Annotated in this window: 19 protein-coding genes; 4 read left to right on the top strand and 15 right to left on the bottom strand. The window is 60.3% G+C overall.

Annotated features, from left to right (window positions below; translation table 11 throughout):
- Positions 1-62 precede the first annotated feature (62 nt).
- Together CAF87_RS20540 and CAF87_RS20535 are read left to right on the top strand one after the other, a co-directional pair.
- Positions 63-752 (top strand): energy-coupling factor ABC transporter permease, encoded by a 690-nt coding sequence (locus tag CAF87_RS20540; RefSeq protein WP_085732834.1) that lies wholly within the window; start codon positions 63-65, stop codon positions 750-752.
- 65 nt (positions 753-817) lie between these two features.
- Entirely contained in the window at positions 818-1,033 is a 216-nt protein-coding gene (locus CAF87_RS20535) for a hypothetical protein (RefSeq protein WP_007959584.1), read from the top strand.
- A 6-nt stretch (positions 1,034-1,039) separates the two neighbouring features.
- Here the strand turns inward: CAF87_RS20535 and yacG are convergent, their stop codons facing one another.
- The 5 genes from yacG to pilB are packed head-to-tail and all read right to left on the bottom strand — an operon-like array spanning position 1,040 to position 5,651.
- Positions 1,040-1,240 (bottom strand): DNA gyrase inhibitor YacG, encoded by a 201-nt coding sequence (gene yacG / locus CAF87_RS20530; protein ID WP_085712167.1) that lies wholly within the window; start codon positions 1,238-1,240, stop codon positions 1,040-1,042.
- Positions 1,237-1,860: a dephospho-CoA kinase gene (coaE, locus tag CAF87_RS20525; RefSeq protein WP_085732833.1), complete on the bottom strand. Its 624-nt coding sequence runs from the start codon at positions 1,858-1,860 to the stop codon at positions 1,237-1,239. Before coaE ends, yacG begins: the two co-directional genes overlap by 4 nt.
- Positions 1,857-2,729, bottom strand: a complete 873-nt coding sequence (locus CAF87_RS20520) for an A24 family peptidase (protein ID WP_085732832.1) — start codon at positions 2,727-2,729, stop codon at positions 1,857-1,859. Before CAF87_RS20520 ends, coaE begins: the two co-directional genes overlap by 4 nt.
- 1 nt (position 2,730) lies before the next feature.
- On the bottom strand, positions 2,731-3,948 hold the full coding sequence (locus CAF87_RS20515; protein ID WP_085732831.1) for a type II secretion system F family protein: 1,218 nt from the start codon (positions 3,946-3,948) through the stop codon (positions 2,731-2,733).
- 2 nt (positions 3,949-3,950) lie between these two features.
- Complete coding sequence (pilB, locus tag CAF87_RS20510; protein WP_085732830.1) at positions 3,951-5,651, bottom strand: type IV-A pilus assembly ATPase PilB; 1,701 nt, start codon at positions 5,649-5,651, stop codon at positions 3,951-3,953.
- 226 nt (positions 5,652-5,877) lie between these two features.
- Between pilB and CAF87_RS20505 the strand changes: the two genes are divergently transcribed.
- The gene (locus CAF87_RS20505) at positions 5,878-6,321 is read left to right on the top strand and encodes a pilin (protein WP_085732829.1); all 444 of its coding nucleotides are present in this window, start codon (positions 5,878-5,880) and stop codon (positions 6,319-6,321) included.
- Positions 6,322-6,620: 299 nt separating this feature from the next.
- On the top strand, positions 6,621-6,977 hold the full coding sequence (locus CAF87_RS20500) for a BON domain-containing protein (protein WP_085732828.1): 357 nt from the start codon (positions 6,621-6,623) through the stop codon (positions 6,975-6,977).
- Positions 6,978-7,145: 168 nt separating this feature from the next.
- On the opposite strand, the gene CAF87_RS20495 is transcribed toward CAF87_RS20500, so the two are convergent.
- The 10 genes from CAF87_RS20495 to CAF87_RS20450 form a co-directional block, all read right to left on the bottom strand.
- Positions 7,146-7,442: a DUF2845 domain-containing protein gene (locus tag CAF87_RS20495; RefSeq protein ID WP_085732827.1), complete on the bottom strand. Its 297-nt coding sequence runs from the start codon at positions 7,440-7,442 to the stop codon at positions 7,146-7,148.
- Positions 7,442-10,393, bottom strand: coding sequence for a DUF748 domain-containing protein (locus CAF87_RS20490; protein ID WP_085732826.1), 2,952 nt, complete (start codon positions 10,391-10,393; stop codon positions 7,442-7,444). Before CAF87_RS20490 ends, CAF87_RS20495 begins: the two co-directional genes overlap by 1 nt.
- 133 nt (positions 10,394-10,526) lie before the next feature.
- Positions 10,527-11,543 (bottom strand): class I SAM-dependent rRNA methyltransferase, encoded by a 1,017-nt coding sequence (locus tag CAF87_RS20485; protein ID WP_085732825.1) that lies wholly within the window; start codon positions 11,541-11,543, stop codon positions 10,527-10,529.
- 54 nt (positions 11,544-11,597) lie between these two features.
- The gene (locus CAF87_RS20480) at positions 11,598-12,467 is read right to left on the bottom strand and encodes an oxygenase MpaB family protein (protein ID WP_085732824.1); all 870 of its coding nucleotides are present in this window, start codon (positions 12,465-12,467) and stop codon (positions 11,598-11,600) included.
- 50 nt (positions 12,468-12,517) lie between these two features.
- The gene (gene acs, locus CAF87_RS20475; protein ID WP_085732823.1) at positions 12,518-14,455 is read right to left on the bottom strand and encodes an acetate--CoA ligase; all 1,938 of its coding nucleotides are present in this window, start codon (positions 14,453-14,455) and stop codon (positions 12,518-12,520) included.
- A gap of 114 nt (positions 14,456-14,569) precedes the next feature.
- Entirely contained in the window at positions 14,570-16,234 is a 1,665-nt protein-coding gene (gene pgi / locus CAF87_RS20470) for a glucose-6-phosphate isomerase (RefSeq protein WP_085732822.1), read from the bottom strand.
- A gap of 359 nt (positions 16,235-16,593) precedes the next feature.
- Positions 16,594-17,454 carry a pantoate--beta-alanine ligase gene (gene panC, locus CAF87_RS20465; protein ID WP_085732821.1) on the bottom strand — a complete coding sequence of 287 codons (861 nt, stop codon included), beginning with the start codon at positions 17,452-17,454 and terminating at the stop codon, positions 16,594-16,596.
- Positions 17,451-18,251: a 3-methyl-2-oxobutanoate hydroxymethyltransferase gene (gene panB / locus CAF87_RS20460; RefSeq protein ID WP_085712154.1), complete on the bottom strand. Its 801-nt coding sequence runs from the start codon at positions 18,249-18,251 to the stop codon at positions 17,451-17,453. Before panB ends, panC begins: the two co-directional genes overlap by 4 nt.
- Before the next feature lie 319 nt (positions 18,252-18,570).
- Complete coding sequence (gene folK, locus CAF87_RS20455; protein WP_085732820.1) at positions 18,571-19,056, bottom strand: 2-amino-4-hydroxy-6-hydroxymethyldihydropteridine diphosphokinase; 486 nt, start codon at positions 19,054-19,056, stop codon at positions 18,571-18,573.
- A 3-nt stretch (positions 19,057-19,059) separates the two neighbouring features.
- Entirely contained in the window at positions 19,060-20,457 is a 1,398-nt protein-coding gene (locus CAF87_RS20450; protein ID WP_085732819.1) for a polynucleotide adenylyltransferase PcnB, read from the bottom strand.
- Positions 20,458-21,189: the final 732 nt, after the last annotated feature.

The following is a 21,189-nucleotide window of genomic DNA, read 5'->3' as shown; positions in this document are numbered from 1 at the left end:
TAGACTTCGACACAGGAGCGCCAATCAAGGGAGTCTGCGGTGCGAATGAAGGTGATGGGATCATGATCGGTGCAGAACTGCTGTCATCGACGAGTCTGACCCTCGGCTGGCTGATTTACCTGCCGGTGCTGCTCTGGGCGATCTGCCGCGCGCCGTGGGTGGAATTGTTCAGCGACAGCCGTCGTCAGCACCTGCTGTTCGGCACTGTGTTCGCACTGTTTCTGTTGTGGATGGTGCGCAGGGATTTCGACACGGGTGTGTCGTATCACTTCATTGGCATGACCGCCGTGACCTTGCTGCTCGATTGGCCGTTGGCGATTGTCGGCGGACTGATGGCGCAGAGCGGGCTGGTTCTGCTGGGACGCCAGGATCTGGTGGCGGTCGGGGTCAACGGTGCGTTGCTGATCCTGCTGCCGGTGCTGATCACCGAGGGCGTGGAGATCCTGGTCGAACGGGCGCAACCGCGTAATCCGTTTGTGTATATCTTCTGCTCAGGCTTCTTCGCGGCGGCCTTGTCGGCGTTGGCGTGTCTGGTTCTGAGCCTCACATTGCTCTGGTACGACGGCCTCTTCGCCATGCCCGAATGGCTGGAAGACTTCATCGGTTACTTATGGCTGCTGATTTTTCCGGAAGCGTTCATCAACGGCATGGTGATCAGCGCGTTGGTGGTGTTCAGCCCGGAATGGCTGGAGACCTTCAACCGCACCCGTTACCTTTCGGCACCCTGGAAGGACGACGATCCCAAGTCTTGATCCACATCAAATCCACCCCGCGCGCGGCATTTCATGCTCGGCCAAATTCCTTCAGGAGCAGCGGCATGAGCGTTTACGAGTGGGCGAGGCAGGAAACCCGGCAGAGTCTGGAGATGGCGCAGGAGGTGGGATTCGATCCGGGCCTGAGCCTTCGGGCCTTGCTCAGTGCGGTGGTGCAACAGAGCAAGGCCGTGCGCAACGCCGAAGACCTGGCCGACGAGTTGCGCTTTCTGGCGGAAAACCTCGACGACGATCAGGACTACGGCTTCATGCGGCCCTGAGCGGGATCAGTGGCGCGGGTCGAAGTCGCCGGAAAACAGTTCGTCCTCGGCGTCCGGGGCCACCGGAATCTTGTGTTCTTCCGACGCCCAGGCGCCGAGGTCGATCAGTTTGCAGCGGTCCGAGCAGAACGGCCGGAATTTGTTTGCGGGGGTGAATTCCACCGGGGCGCCGCAGGTCGGGCAATTAACGGTTGGGGTCTGGCTCATGACTGGCCTCCGGATAAAGTCAGGTAAAAGTGATGCAGGCGCTCGACCTCGCTGTGCAGCCAGGCGAGGTCGCGGTCGTTGACCACTACATCATCGGCACGGCTCACGCGGTCTTCGCGGCTGGATTGGGCCTTGAGGATCGCCTGGACCTGCTGTTCGCTGGTCTGGTCACGCTGCAAGGTGCGTTCGATCTGCAGTTGTTGCGGAGCATCGATCACAAGAATCCGCTGGGTCATCGCGTACTGTCCGGACTCGATCAGCAGCGGCGAAACCAGAATCGCGTAAGGCGATTTTGCCAGCGCCAGGTGATGGGCGATCTCCTCGGCGATCAGTGGATGCAGCAGCGCTTCGAGCCAGCGGCGTTGCTCCGGCACTTCGAAGATCACCTTGCGCAACGCCGCGCGATCCAACGTGCCATCGGCCTGCAAGACATCCGGGCCGAAGTGTTCTGCGATCTTTGCCAGCGCCGGACGGCCCGGTTCGACCACCCAGCGCGCCGCGTGATCGGCGTCCACCACGTGGATGCCAAGATCGATGAAGTGCTGGGCGGCAGCGCTTTTACCGCTGCCGATGCCGCCGGTCAGGCCGAGAATCCAGGGTTTTTCCACAGGGGTATTCATTTCAAACCGACAAACTGCCAATAGAAGCCGGTTATTTGACCACCCCAGAGCAAGGCAATCCAGCCGGCAATTGCCAGATAGGGCCCGAAGGGGATCGGCGTCGAGGTTTTGCGGTCACGCAGTTTGAGCAAAATCACCCCGAACACGGCGCCCACCAGGGAGGACAGCAGGATGGTCAGCGGCAGAATCTGCCAGCCACCCCAGGCCCCGAGCAGCGCCAGCAACTTGAAATCACCGTGACCGATGCCGTCTTTGCCGGTGAGCAGTTTGAACAGCCAGAACACCGACCACAGCGCCATGTAGCCAGCCACCGCCCCCCACAACGCATCGTGCAGTGAGACGAACAGGCCGAAACTGTTGACGATCAATCCCAGCCACAGCAACGGCAGCACCAGTACATCGGGCAACAGCTGATGCTCGGTGTCGATCAGACTCATCGCCAGCAAGCCCCAGGTCAGGGCGATCATCAGGCAAGCCGGCCAGCCAAAACCCAGATGCCAGGCAATGAACGCCGAGAGCAGCCCGCAGGCCAGTTCGGTCAGTGGATAACGCTTGCTGATCGGCGCTGCGCATGACGAGCAACGGCCGCGCAAAAACAGGTAGCTGAGCAGCGGAATGTTTTCCCACGCACGAATGCGGTGGGCGCAATGTGGGCACTGCGAGTGCGGCAGCATCAGGTTGTAGACCGGCAACGGCGTTTCGACGGGCAGCCCCAACACGTCGTGCGCCTGCTGGCGCCATTCGCGTTCGAGCATCTTCGGCAGACGCCAGATCACCACATTGAGAAAGCTGCCGACCACCAGCCCGAGCACCAGGGCAGTGAAGACAAACGCCAGCGGATAGAGGGCGAAAAGTTCGTCGATGGGCATGTCAGATCGCTGAGCCGAGTTGGAAGATCGGCAGGTACATGGCCACGACCAGCCCGCCGACGATCACCCCGAGTACCACCATGACGAAAGGCTCCATCAGGCTGGTGAGGTTGTCGACCATGTTATCCACTTCTTCCTCGTAGAACCCGGCTACCTTGTCGAGCATATCGTCCAGGGCGCCGGACTCTTCGCCGATGGCGGTCATCTGCACGGCCATGTTCGGAAAAACCCCACTGGTGCGCATCGAGAAATTCAGCTGCATGCCGGTGGCCACGTCCTGGCGAATGCGCAGCACCGCACGCTTGAACACCACGTTGCCGGTGGCTCCGGCGACCGAGTCCAGCGCTTCGACCAGCGGCACGCCGGCGGCAAACGTGGTCGACAGGGTCCGGGCAAAACGGGCGACGGCGGACTTGTACATCATGGTGCCCACCAGTGGCAGTTTCAGCAGCCAGGCATCACGTCGGTCACGCAGGGCCTGGGATTTCTTCAAGGCATGGCGGGTGCCGAAAAACGCCACGATCAGCACACCCAGAATCGCCCACCACCATTGCTGCATGAACTCCGACAGGCCGATGACCATCAAGGTAAACGCCGGCAGTTCGGCACCGAGGCCGGAAAATACCGACTGGAACTGCGGCACCACTTTTACCAGCAGAATGCCGGTGACGACCGCCGCCACCAGAATCACGGCGGTGGGATAGGTCATGGCTTTCTTGATCTTGGCCTTGAGGCTTTCGCTCTTCTCCTTGTAGGTCGCCACGCGCTCGAGCAGGGTGTCGAGAGCACCGGATTGCTCGCCGGCATCGACCAGGTTGCAGTACAACTCGTCGAAGTATTGCGGCTTCTTGCGCAGGGCCGCGGCGAAGCTGTTACCGGCGGCGACCTCCTGTTTCACCTCGTCCACCAGTTTGCGCATCGCCGGATTTTCAAAGCCTTCGCCGATGATGTCGAACGACTGCAGCAATGGCACGCCGGCCTTCATCATGGTCGCCATCTGCCGGGTGAAGAGGGCGATGTCCAGCGGCTTGATGCGTTTGCCGAAGTTCAGCAGCGACGCGGATTTCTTGCGTACCTTGCCGGGGTTGATGCCCTGCTTGCGCAACTGGGCCTTGATCAGCGCGGGGTTTTGCCCGCTCAGTTCGCCGCTGATCCGGCTGCCTTTCTTGTCGGTGCCTTCCCAGGCGTAGACGCTGATTTTCGCTGCCTTGACGGCCATGTTCAGTCCTTGGTGACCCGGTTGATTTCTTCAAGGCTGGTGATGCCTTGCATGGCCTTGATCAAGCCCGAAGTGCGCAGATCGTTGAAGCCGTCCAGGCGCATCTGGCTGTCGATTTCCAGTGAGTTGCCCTCGGCCATGATCAGCCGCTGCAGTTCGGGAGTGTTCCTGACCACTTCATAGATACCGGTGCGGCCCTTGTAGCCGCCGTTGCATTGATCGCAACCGACGGGCTCATAGATCGTGAAACTGCCGATGCGTTCCTCGGGGAAGCCTTCCTTGAGCAGGGTTTCGCGGGGAATCTCGATGGCTTTCTTGCAGTGGCCGCAGAGTTTGCGCGCCAGACGCTGGGCGATGATCAGGCTGACCGACGTGGCAATGTTGAAGCCGGGAATGCCCATGTTGTGCAAGCGGGTCAGCGTTTCCGCTGCGCTGTTGGTATGCAGCGTGGACAGTACAAGGTGACCGGTCTGCGCCGCCTTGATGGCGATTTCCGCCGTCTCCAGATCGCGGATCTCGCCAACCATGATCACGTCTGGGTCCTGACGCAGGAACGAGCGCAGGGCCTGGGCGAAATCCAGCCCCTGCTTCGGATTGACGTTGACCTGGTTGATACCTTCCATGTTGATTTCCACCGGGTCTTCGGCGGTGGAGATATTGATGTCGACGGTATTGAGGATGTTCAGCCCGGTGTACAGCGACACGGTCTTGCCGGAACCGGTGGGGCCGGTGACCAGAATCATGCCTTGCGGCTGCTTCAGGGCGGCCAGGTACAGCTCTTTCTGCTCCGGCTCGTAGCCGAGGGCGTCGATGCCGATCTGCGCGCTGGAAGGGTCGAGGATCCGAATTACCACTTTCTCGCCCCACAGGGTCGGCAGGGTGTTGACCCGGAAGTCGATCGACTTGGTTTTCGACAGGCGCATCTTCAGGCGTCCGTCCTGAGGCTTGCGCCGTTCCGAAATGTCGAGGCTGGCCATGACCTTCAGGCGTGCGGCGATGCGTCCGGCCAGTTGAATCGGCGGTTTGGCCACCTCACGCAGGATGCCGTCGGTACGTACCCGCACCCGGTAGTTTTTCTCGTAAGGCTCGAAGTGCAGGTCGGAAGAGCCGCTCTTGATTGCGTCCAGCAGCATCTTGTGGACGAAGCGCACCACCGGCGCGTCGTCGGCATCCAGCACGCCGATGGCGTCCTGCTTGCTGTCGTCGACGGATTCGACGTCCAGTCCGTCGAGGTCGACATCGGCCATGTCTTCCAGGCCGGAGGCGTGGGTGTCGAAGAATTTCTCGATGGCATCGGTGAGCTTGTCGTCCTCCACCAGAATGGCTTCGGTGGTCAGCCCGGTGCTGAACTGAATGTCGTTGATTGCCTGATGATTGCTCGGGTCGGAAATCCCCACGAACAGTTTGTTGCCGCGCCGCCACAGGGGCAGGGCATGGTGCTGGCGGACCAGTTTTTCGCTGACCAGGCCCTTGGGCTGGGTTTCCTTGTCCAGACAATTGAGGTCGAGGAACGCCATGCCGAAGTGCTCCGAGGCGATTTCGGCAACCTGCGAACTCTTCACCAGTTTGTTCTGTACCAGATAGCTGACCAGCGACAGGCGATTGCGCTGGGCTTGCTGCCAGGCTTGTTGGGCGCTTTTTTCCGTGAGCAGTTCGGCCTGTACCAATTGCTTGGCCAGACCGCTCAGAGCGATGTCATTCATGGGAATCCCGGATGCAGACAGTTCATGACTTATAGCCTAGTCAAGTGACAGCGCCAAACCGCCTCGGTGCAGGTGACAAAAAGTGTCAGATAGTGCGGTTACAGGTTGTAGGAAACACCGCGATAGCGTGATCGCGCCCAGCCTGCGCGGGTGCGGGCGCCTTGGCACGGGCTGTGCTGAGTCCTGTGCAGATCATGAGATTCCGACTCATGCATGGAGCGTGTCTATGAAAAAACAACAAGGTTTCACTCTGATCGAGCTGCTGATTGTCGTGGCGATCATCGGCATCCTGGCCACCATCGCCTTGCCGCAATACACCAAGTACCAGGCACGGTCGAAAGTGACGGCAGGACTGGCGGAAATCAGCGCCCTCAAAGTGCCGTTCGAGGACACCATCAATCAAGGTACCGACCCGACGCTGACGCTGGTGACCGGTAACGCATCCTATTCGACAACCAACTGCGGCACAGTCACTGCCTCGGGTACTGCGTCCTCTGGAGCTGGCACCATCGTCTGCACTCTGGCCAACGCACCGGCTCCGGTACTGGGCAAGACCATCACGCTGACCCGTTCCGGCGGTGCGACGGGTAACACCGCGGGTGTCTGGAGCTGCGCTTCGACAGTCAACCCTGACTACGCCCCTAAAGGTTGCCCTGGCAGCGGTACTTGATTACTTGACCCCTGGCCATCAAATGCCCCGCTTTGCGGGGCATTTTCTTATGCGCGGTGCTTCACAAAAAGCTTCAATCTTTTCAGCGTGTTAGGAACTTTCCCAAAAGCCGCAACTTGCATGTAGATAATTCGAGGGTCATGCAATTTGCATGATTTCGAAAATTTTTAGTTTTATTAAGTTATTGATTTATAAAGATTTATTGTATTTTTAAAAGTTGGCACAACGTTCGCAATATCTTCGGTAACCCTGCTGACAAGACACGCAGCAGACTTTCCAGAAAAACAGGAGTTACTCGTATGAAGAAGTTCGCTATCACTGCCGCTGCTGCTACCGCGCTGACCCTGACCATGGCCACCGGCGCATTCGCACAATCCACCCAGGCGACCCAGGCTCCAATGACTCTGGCTGCCGGTGAAATGACCAAGGCGAAAGAAGCCACTTCCGACACCTGGATCACCACCAAAGTCAAAAGCGACCTGGTGACCGAAAAAGGCATTCCTGGCACTGACATCAAAGTAGAAACCAACAAAGGCGTAGTGTCTCTGTCCTCCACCGTTGCAGTGACAGAAGCACAGAAAAAAATGGCCATAGACATCACCAAGAAAATCAAAGGCGTCAAAGCGGTTTCCGCTGACGGCCTGAAAGCCGAGTAAGGCAAGACTTCTCGCCTGGACCGGGAGAAGACGCGACAGGCGGGCCGAGCAATACGTCTGCCGCACTTTAGAGTTCATGCGAACGGCCACAAGGATTGTGGCCATTACAGGCCCCGGCATTCATGTCGGGGCCTGTTCTATTTCAAGGGCTGGAAAAGTGCAGAGAAGTCAGTCGCCGCGCTTGCTGTTGATCTGCCGCAGCCGATTGCCTTCGAAGCGCAAGTATTGATACATGCCGTTGCTCGGGCCGTAGGTCCATTCCTCGACTTGAAACTCTTCACGTCGATTGGCGCTGCGTTTGTAGCCCAGTACGTCGCGGCTGACCGGTTCACCGCATTTCTGCAGCACCTCGCTGGCGCGGTCACCGAGGCTGACCAACTGGCTGCCACAGCGCAAGGTATCGGATGCCGAAGCGTGGCTGGCGACGAGCGCCAGCGCCATTGCGGCCAGCCATTGACTGTTCATCACTCGGCGTCCAGATGCATTTGTGTCACCACGCGACCGTCGCTTTCGGCTTCGCCAAGATTGGCGTCGATGAAGTACACACGGTCGTCGGCCAACTGGCCCTTGTCCACCAGGTAATCCTTGATGCTGCTGGCACGGTCCTGACCGAGCTGGCGTAGCAGCACATCGCTGGTACTCCAGAACTTGATCACCTCGGCGCGCATTTTCGCCGTGCGTTCTTCCTTGCCCAGGTCTTTCCATTCAGCCGGTGGCTGGGTTTTCAGACGGGTACGGTAGATGCCTTCGAGCAGAGGGCCTTTTTCGTTATCCGGCACCTGAATCAGCGAAGCCTGAGCCGGCACTTTATCGCCACGGCGCTGGAGCATCTTGTAGTAGTTGTACTGGTATTCGCGTTCCAGACGCTGCTCGGCAAGCAGCGGGCCGTCGCTGCTTTGTGCGGCGGTGCCTTCGATTTCCAGACGCAGGGACGGACGCTCCTTCAAGGCCTGGGACAATTTGACCAGCGCCGCTTCGGCGTCCTTGTTCAGTTCGCTGGAGCCCGGCGCGAAGGACACGGTGCCCAGATCTTCCGATCCGCCACCGCTGACCAGACCGCCAATCAGCTTGAACGGTGCGGCGGCGGCTTTGACGATCAGGTTGCGCAGGGTCTGCCAGACAATCGGCATCACGCTGAATTGCGGGTTGTTCAGGTCGCCGGTGACCGGCAGCTCGATGGAAATCTTGCCGTCCACGTCCTTGAGCAGCGCAATCGCCAGTTTCAGCGGCAGGCTTACGGCATCCGGGCTGTCGACTTTCTCACCCAGTTGCAGTTGCTCGACCACCACTTTGTTCTCGGCCTTGAGCTGGCCCTTGGTGATGAGGTAGTGCAGGTCGAGATTGAGCCGGCCCTTGCGGATCCGGTAACCGGCAAACTTGCCGGAGTAGGGGGTCAGGGTGGTCAGTTCGACCCGTTTGAAACTGGTGGCGATGTCGAGGCTGGCCATCGGGTCGAACGGGTTGACCGCGCCTTTGATGGTCACCGGCGCATAACGGTCAACCTTGCCCTTGACATCGACGCTGGCAGGTTTCGCCTGCCGACTGTCGATGGTGCCGATCTGGCCGTTGAGCTGCTGGATCGCGGTGGCGAAGTTCGGGGTCAGGCTGAAGTCGGCGAAGTTGGCCGAACCGTCATTGATCACGATACCGCCGATGTGAATGCTCAGCGGTTTCGAGTTGCCGGCGGGTTTTGCCGCTGCGGTTTTCGTTCCGGAATCGGCAGGCTGCGGGATCAGCAAATCATCGATGTTGGTGGTGCGGTCATCGTTGATCATGAAGCGCGCATACGGCTGGAACAGGTTGATCCTGTCGATCGACAGGCTGTCACCGTGCTGATAATTCAGGCCTTCGACCACCACTTGCTGCCACTTGAGGAAGTCCCGGGTCTTCAGGGTGTCGAGGGTGTGCAACTGATCGACCTGAGCGCGACCAGTGACGCTGAGTGCCAGCGGCTCGGTGCTTTTCAGGTTTACTTTCAGGTCGCTGCCGAGCATGCCGCTGCGCAGTTCCAGACGAATGAACGGGTTGATGTAGGACTGGGCGACGCGCAGGTCGATGTCCTGGGTTTTCACGTTGAGCTGGGCGGTGACCGGCGCCAGGTTGACCACGCCATCGGCGTTGATCTTGCCTTGCTTGCCCAGGCCTGCGTCGAGTTTGACGTTGAAGGGGGAGCCGTTGAGGCTGTCGAAATTCTGCAGATCGACGTTCAGCGGCGTGACATCCAGTGTGACCTCGGGCTTCGCCGAGCGGTCCGCCAGGTGCACTTTGTAGTCACGCAGTTGCACGTCCTTGAGCAGCACTTGCCATGGCTTGCCCGGTGCGGTCGGTTCCGTCTTCGGCGAGTCGGCGGCGGCCGGAGTGCTTTTCGGTTCAGCTGCTGCTTTGGCGGCAGGTTTGGACGGCTGACTGGCGAACAGTTTCTGCCAGTCCAGTTGCCCGTCCGCCTCAAGGGCAGCCCAGGTTTCGAGTTTCTGGCTGCGGATCTTGCCGACCACCACTTGCTGCTTGGCCAGGTCCACGGTGGTTTCGCTGACGTCCAGGCGGTCGAGTTTTGCCAGCGGACGTCCGTCCGGTGCCTTGATCGCAAACGGCGCAACGCTGACCGCCACGTTGCTCAACAGCAGTTCGGTTTCCTTGGACAGGTTGAGTTTGTAATCGGTGCTGAGGCTGACCACGCCATTTTCCAGCACCAGCGGCACTGCGTCGCGCACGTAGGGCCAGAACGCTTTCATCTGGCCATCGGTGACCTTGAGCGTGCCTTCGGAGGCAATCGGGATCAGGCTGAAATTGCCTTTCCAGTCGATCTGCCCGCCAGCCGGGCCGATGGCGACCAGAGTCATGTCGGCGTTGTCTTCAGGCAGGGTGCTGAGGTTGTTCAATTCGAAATCGAGTTTGTCGTAGAGAAACTCGATCGGCTCGCTCGGGCGTGCATCCTCGAAATGTACGTTGCCGCCGGCCAGTTTGATCCGGTCGATACGCAGCGGAAACGGCTTGGCATTCGGATCGGCCGGCGTCGGTTCGCTGGCCGGCAGTTTGAACAGACCGAGCAGATTGAGTTTGCCGTCCTTGGCGAACAGGATTTCGGTCTTCGGTTTGTCCAGTTCGATGTCGGACAGGTGCAGGGCTTTTGTCCACAGGCTGTCGAGTTGCAGGTTGGCGTACAGGCGTTCGAAACCGACCTGTTCCTTGCCCGGCTCGCCGATGACCAGGCCCCAAAGAGTGACTTCGAGGCTGAACGGATTGAGTTCGATACGCTGAATGTGCGCAGGCACCGTAGCGTAGTTGGCCAGTTGCTGGTTGGCCACTCGCAGCGCGATGCCCGGCAAAATCAGAAACCCCAGCAGGCTGTAGAGGGCCAGAGCAGTCAACAGGGCGCCAATCGCGCGAATCAATCCTTTGGGCATGTGCGGCTTCATCTGTCTGAATCGGAGTGCCTTGGAGTATGGCACGCGATTCCGGTTCCGAAGTACATCGCACGAGACAGGATTGTTCAGATTTGTCTGCAATGTCTGTAGGAGCTGCCGAAGGCGGCTCCTGCCGGGGGGAAATTCAGAGCTGGAGAATCAGGGTCTTGAGCGGCGGCTGTCCGTCCAGTGAGGGGAAATCCCGGCCCGGGGTCATCACGCTCCATTCGCGCACCGGGCGCCCGGCTTTCTCGGCGCAGCGCAGCACCTGTTCGCGCCAGTCGTCCATGCTGACTTTTGCCAGGTTGTTGCAGCAGATCAGCACGCCGTTTTCGGCGGTGGTCAGGAGAGCTGGCTTGAGCAGGCTCTGATAATCGCGAAGCAGGTCGACGGTGCCGAACGCACTTTTGGCCCACGCAGGTGGATCGAGCAATACCAAGTCGTACTGACGCTGTTCGAGGCGCTGATAGCTCGGCAGTTTCTGCCCGCGACGCTGACTGATCGGCAGGCCGGCCAACTGGCGGATCGCCGGGAAGTAATCGGACTGGATGAACTCCATGGTCGGCAGCTGCGGATTGAGCAAACCGTTCTCACGGCCGACTGCCAGGTTGCCTTCGGCGAAGTCCAGGTTGCACACCTCACGCGCACCGCCGGCGGCCGCACTGAGACCGACGCCGCAGGTGTAGGCGAACAGGTTGAGCACGCTTTTGCCCTTGGCGTGATCCTTGACCCAGCCGCGAGTGTTGCGCAGGTCGAGGAACAGCAGCGGATCCTGGCCGGCATGGCGTCCGCGCACGCGGTAGTTCAGGCCCCATTCGTGGCCGACCAGATCAACCAGCGCGGCGTCGTCGGCGCGGTACACCCTGTCTTCACGATCGATGCGCGAGTTGCCACGGGAGCGGTCGTTGTAGACCAGCAGGGTTTGCAAGCCCAGCGTTTCGTTCACCGTGGCGTGCAGTTGCAGCAGGTCGGCGAGTTCCAGCGTCTGGTGGAAGCTCTGCACCATCAACTGCGGCCCGTAACGGTCGACGGTCAGGCCGCCGGCGCCTTCCTGGCTGCCGTGGAACAGGCGATAGCAGTCGGTGCCCTGGCGATGCAGCTCGGCGAGCAGATCCTGGCGTTGATCGAGGGCGGCGCGCAGCGCCTGATTCAGGGAAGACATGCTTGCGCCTTGCTGGAGGGAATCGGGGCGCGGGAGTTTAGCAGCTACTGAGCTTCATCTCAGCCCCATCCGCCGTTGGGCCCGTTGCACCGAACCATTGCGCATCGCCCAGCGCAGCATCGGCGCGCTGCGTTTGACGCTGGCGCGGATCAAATGGCGTTGCAGCGGGTTCTGACGGGCATCCAGCATGTCGCTGGCCCAGTCCGGCAGCAGGTCGATGCCGGCCTTCATCATCAGATCGCCAAACGGCCGTGCCAGCACGCTGGGCGCCGGGGCATCGAGCAGCAGGCGCAGGACTTCGCGGCTACGATCGTCGCACACCAGTTGCGGGCGCATGCGTTGCAGGTACTCGGCCACGGCCTGGCGCGACTTCGGCACATCGCGAGCCCCCAGGCGTTCGGCGACCACGGCGATTTCCGCGTAGTAACGGTCCTGATCCTGCGGTGACAACTGCGGGTTGCGGTAACGCAAATGGGCGGCGAGAAAATTGCTGACTTCGGCCACGTGTACCCAGGTCAGCAGATCCGGATCGCTGGCCGCATAGGGCCGGCCATCCGGCGCGGTGCCGGCGACTTGCAGGTGAATGGTGCGGACCTTTTCGATCAGCCATTCGGCGTCCCGCTTTGAGCCGAACGTAGTGCCGGAGACAAACTGGCTGGTACGGCGCAAGCGGCCAAGCATGTCCTGGCGAAAATTCGAGTGGTCCCAGACGCCGGCCAGTGCCAATGGGTGCAGGGCTTGCAGCAACAAGGCACTGATGCCGCCGATCAACATGCTGCTGAAGTCGCCGTGCACTTGCCAACTGATCGAGTCCGGGCCGAACAGGCCGGGATCGCCCTTGGGGTTTTCCAGATCGAGCTGGCCGAGGGACAGACCGGTCAGGCTCATGAGTTGGTTTTCGATACGGCTGCGGATGAATTCCATGGCAACTCAGTGGTGAAGGGCGGCGCGGCCGGTTGACCGCGCCCCTGATTCTACTGGTTAAGGCGCTTGTCGATCAGCCCCTGCACCACGCTCGGGTCGGCCAGGGTCGAGGTATCGCCAAGACTGTCGAGCTCGTTGCAGGCGATCTTGCGCAGGATCCGTCGCATGATCTTGCCCGAGCGGGTTTTCGGCAGGGCCGGGGCCCACTGGATCAGGTCCGGTTTGGCGAAGCTGCCGATCTCCTTGCTGACGTGGGCCAGCAATTCCTTCTTCAGCTCATCGTTGGGTTCGGCGCCGTTCATGGGCGTGACGAAGGCATAGATGCCCTGGCCTTTGACGTCGTGGGGGTAACCGACCACGGCGGCTTCGGCGATGCTGTCGTGCAACACCAGCGCGCTTTCGACCTCGGCGGTACCGATGCGGTGGCCGGAGACATTGATCACGTCATCGATGCGCCCGGTGATCCAATAATCGCCGTCCTCGTCGCGGCGGGCGCCGTCGCCGGTGAAGTAGTAGCCGGGGTAGGGTTTGAAGTAGGTGTCGACCATGCGCTGCGGATCGCCGTAGACGCTGCGGATCTGCGCCGGCCAGCTCGACTTGATCGCCAGCACGCCGCTGCCGGCGCCTTTGATTTCCTTGCCATGCTCATCGAGCAGCACCGGTTGCACGCCAAACATCGGTTGGGTGGCGCAGCCCGGTTTGATCCGCTGGGCACTGACCAGCGGGCTGAGCATGATGCCGCCGGTTTCGGTCTGCCACCACGTATCGACTATCGGGCAGCGTTGTTCGCCGACCACGTTGAAATACCATTCCCACGCTTCGGGGTTGATCGGCTCACCGACGCTGCCGAGCAATCTGAGGCTCTGTCGCGACGTTTCCTGCAAGGGGCCAGCACCTTCGCGCATCAGTGCGCGCAGGGCCGTGGGGGCGGTATAGAAGATGTTGACCTTATGTTTGTCGATCACCTGCCAGAACCGCGAAGTGCTCGGGTAACTCGGTACGCCTTCGAAGATCAGTGTGGTCGCACCGTTGGCCAGCGGGCCGTAGACGATGTAACTGTGGCCGGTGACCCAGCCAACGTCGGCGGTACACCAGAACACTTCGCCTTCGCGGTAGTCGAGCACGTACTTGAAGGTCATCGCCGCTTGCAGCAGGTAACCGCCGGTGCTGTGCAGCACGCCCTTGGGTTTGCCGGTGCTGCCAGAGGTGTAGAGGATGAACAGCGGGTCTTCGGCGTCCATCGGTTCCGGCGGGCAATCGTCGCTGACATCGCGCACGGCCTGGTGATACCAGAGGTCGCGGCCTTCGGTCCAGTCGACCTTGTGCTGGGTGTGTTCGACGACCACGACAGTGCTGACCTTGGGACAGCTTTGCAGGGCCTTGTCGACGTTTTGTTTCAACGGCACGAACTTGCCACCGCGCACGCCTTCGTCGGCGGTGATCACGGTGCGACAGTCGGCATCGAGAATGCGGTCGCGCAGCGAGTCCGGGGAGAAACCGCCGAACACCACCGAGTGAATCGCGCCGATCCTTGCGCAGGCGAGCATGGCGTAAGCCGCCTCGGGGATCATCGGCATGTAGATACACACCCGATCGCCTTTCTTCACGCCACGGCTTTTCAGCACATTGGCCAGACGGCAGACGTGGTGATGGAGTTTGTTGTAGGTGATTTGCGTCGATTCGGCAGGGTCATCGCCTTCCCAGAGGATAGCGGTCTGATCTCCGCGCTTTTCCAGGTGACGGTCAATGCAGTTGTAGCTGACGTTCAGTTTCGCCCCTGCAAACCAGGAAGCCTCGCCGGTTTTCAGGTCATAGCGCTGGACGGTCTGCCACGGTGTGCTCCAGTCGAGGAAACGCGTGGCCTGTTCCGCCCAGAAGGTGCTGGGGTGTTCAATGGATTCGCGGTACAGGCGATGGTAGTCGTCCTGACTCAACTGGGCAGCCCGGCGGACGGCATCGGCTTTGGGGAACGTGCTGATATCGAACATGACGGTTCCTTATTCTTGTTATGCGACAAGGATAAAGATGCGCCGAGAGCGGGGAGGGTTCAAGACCCGTAAACAAACACCCCCTCATGGCGAGGGGGTGTGTTCAGTGCAGGATCAGCCGCGGTGACGACCGCGGAAGTAGTTGATCAGGCCTTGGGTGGAAGCATCTTCAGCGGCGGTTTCTTCGCTGCCGACCAGGCGGTTGTACACGCCCTTGCCCAGTTCCTTGCCAAGTTCCACGCCCCACTGGTCGAAGGCGTTGATGCCCCAGACCACGCTTTGCACGAAGACTTTGTGTTCGTACATCGCCACCAGTGCGCCAAGACGACGCGGGCTGATACGTTCGACCACGATGGTGTTGCTCGGACGGTTGCCCGGGATCACCTTGTGCGGTGCGAGTTTCTGCACCTGGTCTTCGCTCATGCCCTTGTCGCGCAGTTCGGTCTCGGCTTCGCTCAGGGTCTTGCCGAGCATCAGCGCCTGGCTCTGGGACAGGCAGTTGGCGTACAACCACTGATGGTGGTCAGACACCGGGTTGAAGCTGACGATCGGCACGATGAAGTCGGCCGGGATCAGTTGGGTGCCCTGGTGCAGCAACTGGTGGTAAGCGTGCTGGCCGTTGCAGCCGACGCCGCCCCAGATCACCGGGCCGGTATCGGTCGACACCGGAGTGCCGTCCTGACGCACGCTCTTGCCGTTGGATTCCATGTCCAGCTGTTGCAAGTGCTTGGTGATGTTGCGCAGGTAGTGGTCGTACGGCAGGATCGCGTGGCTTTGCGCGCCCCAGAAGTTGCCGTACCACACGCCGAGCAGGGCCAGCAGTACCGGCATGTTCTGTTCGAACGGCGCGCTCTGGAAATGCTGGTCCATGGTGTAGGCACCGGACAGCAGTTCCTTGAAGTTGGACATGCCGATGGCCAGGGCAATCGGCAGACCGATGGCTGACCACAGCGAGTAGCGGCCGCCGACCCAGTCCCACATCGGGAAGATGTTTTCTTCGCGGATACCGAAGGCCACGGCTGCCGCGTTGTTGCTCGAAACGGCGATGAAGTGACGGTACAGCTCGGCTTCCGAACCGCCCTGAGCCAGGTACCAGGCACGTGCGGCCTGAGCGTTCTTCAGGGTTTCGAGGGTGTTGAACGACTTCGAGGACACAATGAACAGCGTGGTCTCGGCGCGCAGTTTTTGTGTCAGCTCGTGGAATTCGCTGCCGTCGATGTTCGCCAGGTAATGGCAGCGTACGCCTTTCTGGGCGTAGGACAGCAAGGCTTCGGAGACCAGCTCCGGGCCGAGGAACGAACCACCGATGCCGATGTTGACCACGTCAGTGATCGGCTTCTCGGTGTAACCGCGCCACAGACCGTCATGGATCTTGCCGACCAGATCGGTGATCTGGTTCAACACCTTGTGTACTTCTGGCATCACGTTGACGCCATTGACCGACAGCTTGTCGCCGACCGGGCGACGCAGGGCAGTGTGCAGCGCCGGGCGGCCTTCGGAGGAGTTGACGATTTCGCCATCGAACAGCGCCTTGATCGCGCCCTTGAGATCGACTTCATTGGCCAGGCCCACCAGCAGGTTGCGGGTCTCGGCGTTGATCAGATTCTTCGAATAATCGAGAAACAGTCCGCAGCTGCTGAGGGAGAACTGATTGAAGCGCTGCGGATCGGCGTTGAAGGCTTCGCGCATGCTGAAATCCTGCATGGCTTGCCGGTGGTCTTTCAACGCCTGCCAGGCAGGCAGAGCGGTAACGTCATGAGGAGTGCGGTAGTACGCCATCGCTGCGGTTTTCCTTTTTACTTGAACGGCCTTTTGAACACTGAAAAGACCTCCCCGCCATGTTTGGGCGAGGGGGCAACTGCGTCGACACGATTACACTGGCGCAGGGCGAATACAGTAAACCTAGCGCTGCAATCTGTCTTGGCTTCTTCTGACCTGTTACCTGTACTTTTTTAACATCGATAACAGCAGACGCCGACAGACGGCGGGTAATACGAGCAAGTCCCTGCTTTTCGCGCGCAGTGGATCGGCGGGCAGTTTGCCCGATGGTCAGGTGCCCGGCAATACGGTCTGGAAGGGGATGTAACACGAATGTGGGGGGCGAGCAGGCTCGCTCCCTCATTCTGATGTTGCGGGGTTCAGGCGGGGGTATCGAGGTTCAGGTGCAGGTTGTCGATCAACCGCGTGGTGCCGAGGAACGCGGCGACCAGAATCACCAGGTCACGATCTTCCGCGGTCGCCGGACGCAGGGTCAGGGCGTGGCGGATTTCCAGGTAATCCGGACGCAGGCCGGCGGCTTCCAGCTGTTGCCGCTGTGCCTGGATCAAGGCCGGAAAATCGCGTTCACCCTGCTTGATCGACTCGGCAATGCTGCTCAAGGCGCGATAGACCACGGGCGCCACGGCGCGTTGTTCCTCGCTGAGGAAACCGTTGCGCGAGGACAGTGCCAGGCCGTCGGCGGCACGCACGGTCGGCTCGCCGATGATCTGGATCGGCATGTTCAGGTCATGCACCAGCGCACGGATTACCGCCAGTTGCTGGTAGTCCTTCTGGCCGAAGATCGCCAGATCCGGCTGGACCATGTTGAACAGTTTGCTGACCACGGTCGCCACGCCTTCGAAATGCCCCGGACGGCTGGCTCCGCACAGGCCTTCGGACAAGTGCGGAACGCTGACCCGCGTCTGCCCGGCCATGCCGTCGGGGTACATCTCTTCGACGGTCGGCGCGAACAGCAGGGAACAGCCGGCTTCCAGCAGTTTTTCCTGATCAGCCGCCAGGGTGCGCGGGTATTTGTCGAGGTCTTCGCCAGCGCCGAACTGCAGCGGGTTGACGAAAATGCTCGCGACCACGAAGTCCACTCGCTGTTTGGCCTTGGTGATCAGTGCGATGTGGCCGCTGTGCAGGTTGCCCATGGTCGGCACGAAGCCGATGCGCTTGCCTTCACTGCGCGCGCGCGCCACGGCAGCGCGCAGTTCACGTACGGTTTTGACGGTGTTCATGCAGAGAATCCGTGTTCGATCCCAGGGAAAGTGGCGGCTTTGACTTCGTTCACATAAGCCTTCAGTGCGGACTGGATGCTGTCCTGGCCCTGCATGAAGTTCTTGACGAATTTCGGTACGCGGCCGCTGATCGACAGGCCGAGCATGTCGTGCAGCACCAGGACCTGACCGTCGGTGTCGGTGCCGGCGCCGATGCCGATCACCGGGATTTTCACCGCCTGGGTGATTTCGGCAGCCAGTTCGCTCGGCACGCATTCCAGCAGCAGCATGGCCGCGCCGGCCTGCTCCAGGGAGATCGCGTCGGCGCGCATCTGGCGTGCCTGGTTTTCGTTGCGACCCTGCACTTTATAGCCACCGAGAATGTTCACGGCTTGCGGGGTCAGGCCCATGTGAGCGCAGACCGGTACACCGCGTTCGGCCAGCAGGCGGATCGATTCCGCCAGCCACAGTGCGCCTTCGACCTTGACCATGTGCGCGCCGGCCTGCATCAGCATGGCGCTGTTGGTCATGGTTTGTTCAAGGGTGGCGTTGGCCATGAACGGCAGGTCGGCCAGGATCAGGGCGTCGGTGTTGCCGCGCTTGACGCAGGCGGTGTGGTAGGCCATTTCCGCAATGGTCACCGGCAGGGTGCTGTCGTGACCTTGCAGGACCATGCCGAGGGAGTCGCCCACCAGCAGCACTTCGACACCGGCCTCGTTGCAGGCGTGGGCGAAGGTCGCGTCATAGCAGGTCAGCATGGTGATCTTTTCACCTTTCTGCTTGAGGCTCTGGAGCGTGGTCAGGGTGATGGCTGGCATGTAAGAAATCCTCGTTCAGGCGCTTTGGAAACTACTGCGAGTAACGCGCGTGATTCGTCATCTATTCAGGCGCACGTTCTTTTGTCGTGCTTATAAGGCCTGGATTGCGCCCTTGTATGCCGGGTTGGCGGCAGCGGGACGCCTATAGTCGTGATGAGGCCTCAGGAAGTCAATTGCATGTGTTACCGCATTGTTACGACGCTAGTGTTACCGGCGTTACTGATGCGATTCAGCGGGCCGGCGGGCCTGATCCGCGGTTTTTTGTCCTACAAGAACGCAAAATGCGGGAGCAGGTTTGCTCCCGCTTCAGCGGTTTATGTCAGGCATGGGAGAGGCGTTCGAGGCCGACGAACGGGCAGGCTGCGAGAAGATCGGCGAGAGTGCGGCCATCGGCCAGGCGCAGATCTTCGGGGGCCAGTTCGGCCAGGGGATACAAGACGAACGCGCGTTCCTGCATGTGGTAATGCGGGACTTTGAGGCGCGGCTCATCGATCAGACGGTCACCGAACAGCAGGATGTCCAGGTCCAGCGTACGCGGGCCCCAGCGCTCCAGGCGTTCGCGACCCTGGCCGTTTTCGATTGCCTGCAAGGCATCGAGCAGATCCAGCGGAGCGAGCGCGCTGTCGAGTGCGGCGACCGCGTTGGTATAACGCGGTTGGCCCGGCAGCAGCGAGTCGCTTTGGTAGAAGGCAGATACGCCGGCCAGTGCGCTGTCCGGCAATTGCCCCAGCGCATCGACCGCGCTGCGCAGTTGTTCGGCCGGGTCAGCCAGGTTGCTGCCCATGCCGATGTAGATGCGTTCCATGCCTTATTCGCCCGTAGCGCTCGGTGCGCCGGCGCGTTTGCGCTTGGAACCGCTGCTGCGGCGACGCTTGCGCGGCGCACCGGCACCGTCATCCTTGCCGCTGAGGTCGCGGATCATGTCGCGACGTTCGCTGTCGTTGGCGTCCTGGTAATCGGTCCACCATTCGCCCAGGCCATCGGTTTGCTCGCCGGCGCTTTCACGCAGCAGCAGGAAGTCGTAGCCGGCGCGGAAACGCGGATTGTCCAGCAACAGGTCGGCGCGTTTGCCGCTGCGGCGCGGCAGGCGTTCCTGCATGTCCCAGATCTCGCGGATCGGCATGGTGAAACGTTTTGGAATCGCAATGCGCTGGCACTGCTCGGCAATCAGCTCGTGGGCGGCTTCCTGCATCGCCGGAATCGGCGGCATGCCACGTTCCTGCAGGCGCAATACGCGGGCTGGCAGGGCTGGCCACAGCAACGCGGCAAACAGGAACGCCGGGGTCACCGGTTTGTTCTGCTTGATCCGCAGGTCGGTGTTGGTCAGCGCTTCGCTGATCAGCGTGTGGGTGTATTCCGGGTTGTATTCCAGCGCATCGGCGCTGGCCGGGAACAACGGCGCGAACAGTTGCAGGTCGACCAGCATCTCGAAGGTGATGGCGCCATGGCCGGAGAGGAACAGCTTGAGCACCTCCTCGAACAGGCGAGCCGACGGAATCTCGCGCAGCATCGGGGCCAGGTCGCGGATCGGCTGAACGGTGTGCTTTTCGATGCCGAAGTTGAGCTTGGCGGCGAAGCGCACGGCCCGCAGCATTCGTACCGGGTCTTCCTGATAACGCTGTTTCGGGTCGCCGATCAGACGGATCAGTTGATTGCGGATGTCGTGTACGCCATTTGCGTAATCGAGGATGCGTTCGCTGACCGGGTCGTAATACAGGGCGTTGATGGTGAAGTCGCGGCGTTGCGCGTCTTCTTCCAGGGTGCCGTAAACGTTATCGCGCAGAATGCGCCCGCTCTCGTTGCGCGAAGACTGATTGCTGTCTTCGTCGTCTTCGTTTTGCGGGTGATTGGCGCGGAAGGTCGCGACTTCAATGATTTCGCGACCGAAATGGATGTGCACCAGCTTGAAGCGGCGGCCGATGATCCGCGCATTGCGGAATTCGGCGCGAACCTGCTCGGGGGTGGCGCTGGTGGCGACGTCGAAGTCTTTGGGCGTGATACCCAGCAGCATGTCTCGCACGCAGCCGCCAACCAGGTAAGCCTGATAGCCGGCGCCCTGCAGACGTTCGACGATGTTGACCGCGTATCGGCTGAATTGCGCCTTTTGCAGCGAATGTTGGCCGCTGTTGAGGACTTCAGGCGTGCTACGGATGTGTTGCGTACGACGCAGGGGAGTTCGGAATGACTGGAACAGCTTCTTCAGCATGGGATGCACTGTTTGAAGGAATGTTCGGCCATACCAGAGAATGACCGCATGATGGGCGGGGATTCTAGCATTTAGTCGAGGGATGGTGTAGGACGCTGCCGATTTGCGCTGCGGGCCGCAGGCTAGAGGGGGGAAGATGCATCAGAAGGGAGGATTTCCGGAAGGGAGAAACTACAAGGGGAGCCGAAGCTCCCCAAGAAGTAGTTGCGTGCTCTTTTTATTATTGATTCGGGCTTCTTGTTTTTGTTGAGTGCCCTCGCCATGAAGCTTTTCCTTCATGACCCTCCCAATCGGGAGCCAAGAGCAAACGGATTGCTTTGGTCGCTGAATTGCAGTGATCTCTCGATCCAACCAGTACAGGCTCTGTCTTAAGACAGTTTTTGTTGTTCTCGGCCTGGTCGTGGGGCAAGCCCCAAATACAACGCCTCTCCAAAAGAATCAGTTAGCTGCGCCTCTCGCCGTCTTGTTTTTATTGTGCGTGAGTCGATTCGTCTTATTTTTATTGTCTTGTGCATTGCTTGTTATTGTTCTTGTACCAAACATATAGCAGGTGCCGTGCCAACTTTTGCGAACCCCAATAAAACAAGGGGTTAGATCGATATAACCGTTTTTGCAGGGCGAAAAAAAGCCGGGGTTTCGTTACCGATAACCCCGGCTTCTGTTACGTGAAAAAACTGAGGTAACAGTTTTTTCACATCTTCAACGGTAACCCGCACACTTGACAGGTAACGT

The organism is Pseudomonas sp. R38(2017) (genome assembly GCF_002112395.1).
GTDB lineage: Bacteria > Pseudomonadota > Gammaproteobacteria > Pseudomonadales > Pseudomonadaceae > Aquipseudomonas.
Note: the sequence above shows the minus strand (reverse complement) of the source record. Positions and strands in the feature narration are given on the sequence as shown.

Bases quoted from the DNA above. Each gene is read 5' to 3' on its own strand.
- CAF87_RS20540 (WP_085732834.1), top strand. From the start codon at position 63: ATGATCGGTGCAGAACTGCTGTCATCGACGAGTCTGACCCTCGGCTGG.
- CAF87_RS20535 (WP_007959584.1), top strand. From the start codon at position 818: ATGAGCGTTTACGAGTGGGCGAGGCAGGAAACCCGGCAGAGTCTGGAG.
- yacG (WP_085712167.1), bottom strand. From the start codon at position 1,240: ATGAGCCAGACCCCAACCGTTAATTGCCCGACCTGCGGCGCCCCGGTG.
- coaE (WP_085732833.1), bottom strand. From the start codon at position 1,860: ATGAATACCCCTGTGGAAAAACCCTGGATTCTCGGCCTGACCGGCGGC.
- CAF87_RS20520 (WP_085732832.1), bottom strand. From the start codon at position 2,729: ATGCCCATCGACGAACTTTTCGCCCTCTATCCGCTGGCGTTTGTCTTC.
- CAF87_RS20515 (WP_085732831.1), bottom strand. From the start codon at position 3,948: ATGGCCGTCAAGGCAGCGAAAATCAGCGTCTACGCCTGGGAAGGCACC.
- pilB (WP_085732830.1), bottom strand. From the start codon at position 5,651: ATGAATGACATCGCTCTGAGCGGTCTGGCCAAGCAATTGGTACAGGCC.
- CAF87_RS20505 (WP_085732829.1), top strand. From the start codon at position 5,878: ATGAAAAAACAACAAGGTTTCACTCTGATCGAGCTGCTGATTGTCGTG.
- CAF87_RS20500 (WP_085732828.1), top strand. From the start codon at position 6,621: ATGAAGAAGTTCGCTATCACTGCCGCTGCTGCTACCGCGCTGACCCTG.
- CAF87_RS20495 (WP_085732827.1), bottom strand. From the start codon at position 7,442: ATGAACAGTCAATGGCTGGCCGCAATGGCGCTGGCGCTCGTCGCCAGC.
- CAF87_RS20490 (WP_085732826.1), bottom strand. From the start codon at position 10,393: ATGAAGCCGCACATGCCCAAAGGATTGATTCGCGCGATTGGCGCCCTG.
- CAF87_RS20485 (WP_085732825.1), bottom strand. From the start codon at position 11,543: ATGTCTTCCCTGAATCAGGCGCTGCGCGCCGCCCTCGATCAACGCCAG.
- CAF87_RS20480 (WP_085732824.1), bottom strand. From the start codon at position 12,467: ATGGAATTCATCCGCAGCCGTATCGAAAACCAACTCATGAGCCTGACC.
- acs (WP_085732823.1), bottom strand. From the start codon at position 14,455: ATGTTCGATATCAGCACGTTCCCCAAAGCCGATGCCGTCCGCCGGGCT.
- pgi (WP_085732822.1), bottom strand. From the start codon at position 16,234: ATGGCGTACTACCGCACTCCTCATGACGTTACCGCTCTGCCTGCCTGG.
- panC (WP_085732821.1), bottom strand. From the start codon at position 17,454: ATGAACACCGTCAAAACCGTACGTGAACTGCGCGCTGCCGTGGCGCGC.
- panB (WP_085712154.1), bottom strand. From the start codon at position 18,251: ATGCCAGCCATCACCCTGACCACGCTCCAGAGCCTCAAGCAGAAAGGT.
- folK (WP_085732820.1), bottom strand. From the start codon at position 19,056: ATGGAACGCATCTACATCGGCATGGGCAGCAACCTGGCTGACCCGGCC.
- CAF87_RS20450 (WP_085732819.1), bottom strand. From the start codon at position 20,457: ATGCTGAAGAAGCTGTTCCAGTCATTCCGAACTCCCCTGCGTCGTACG.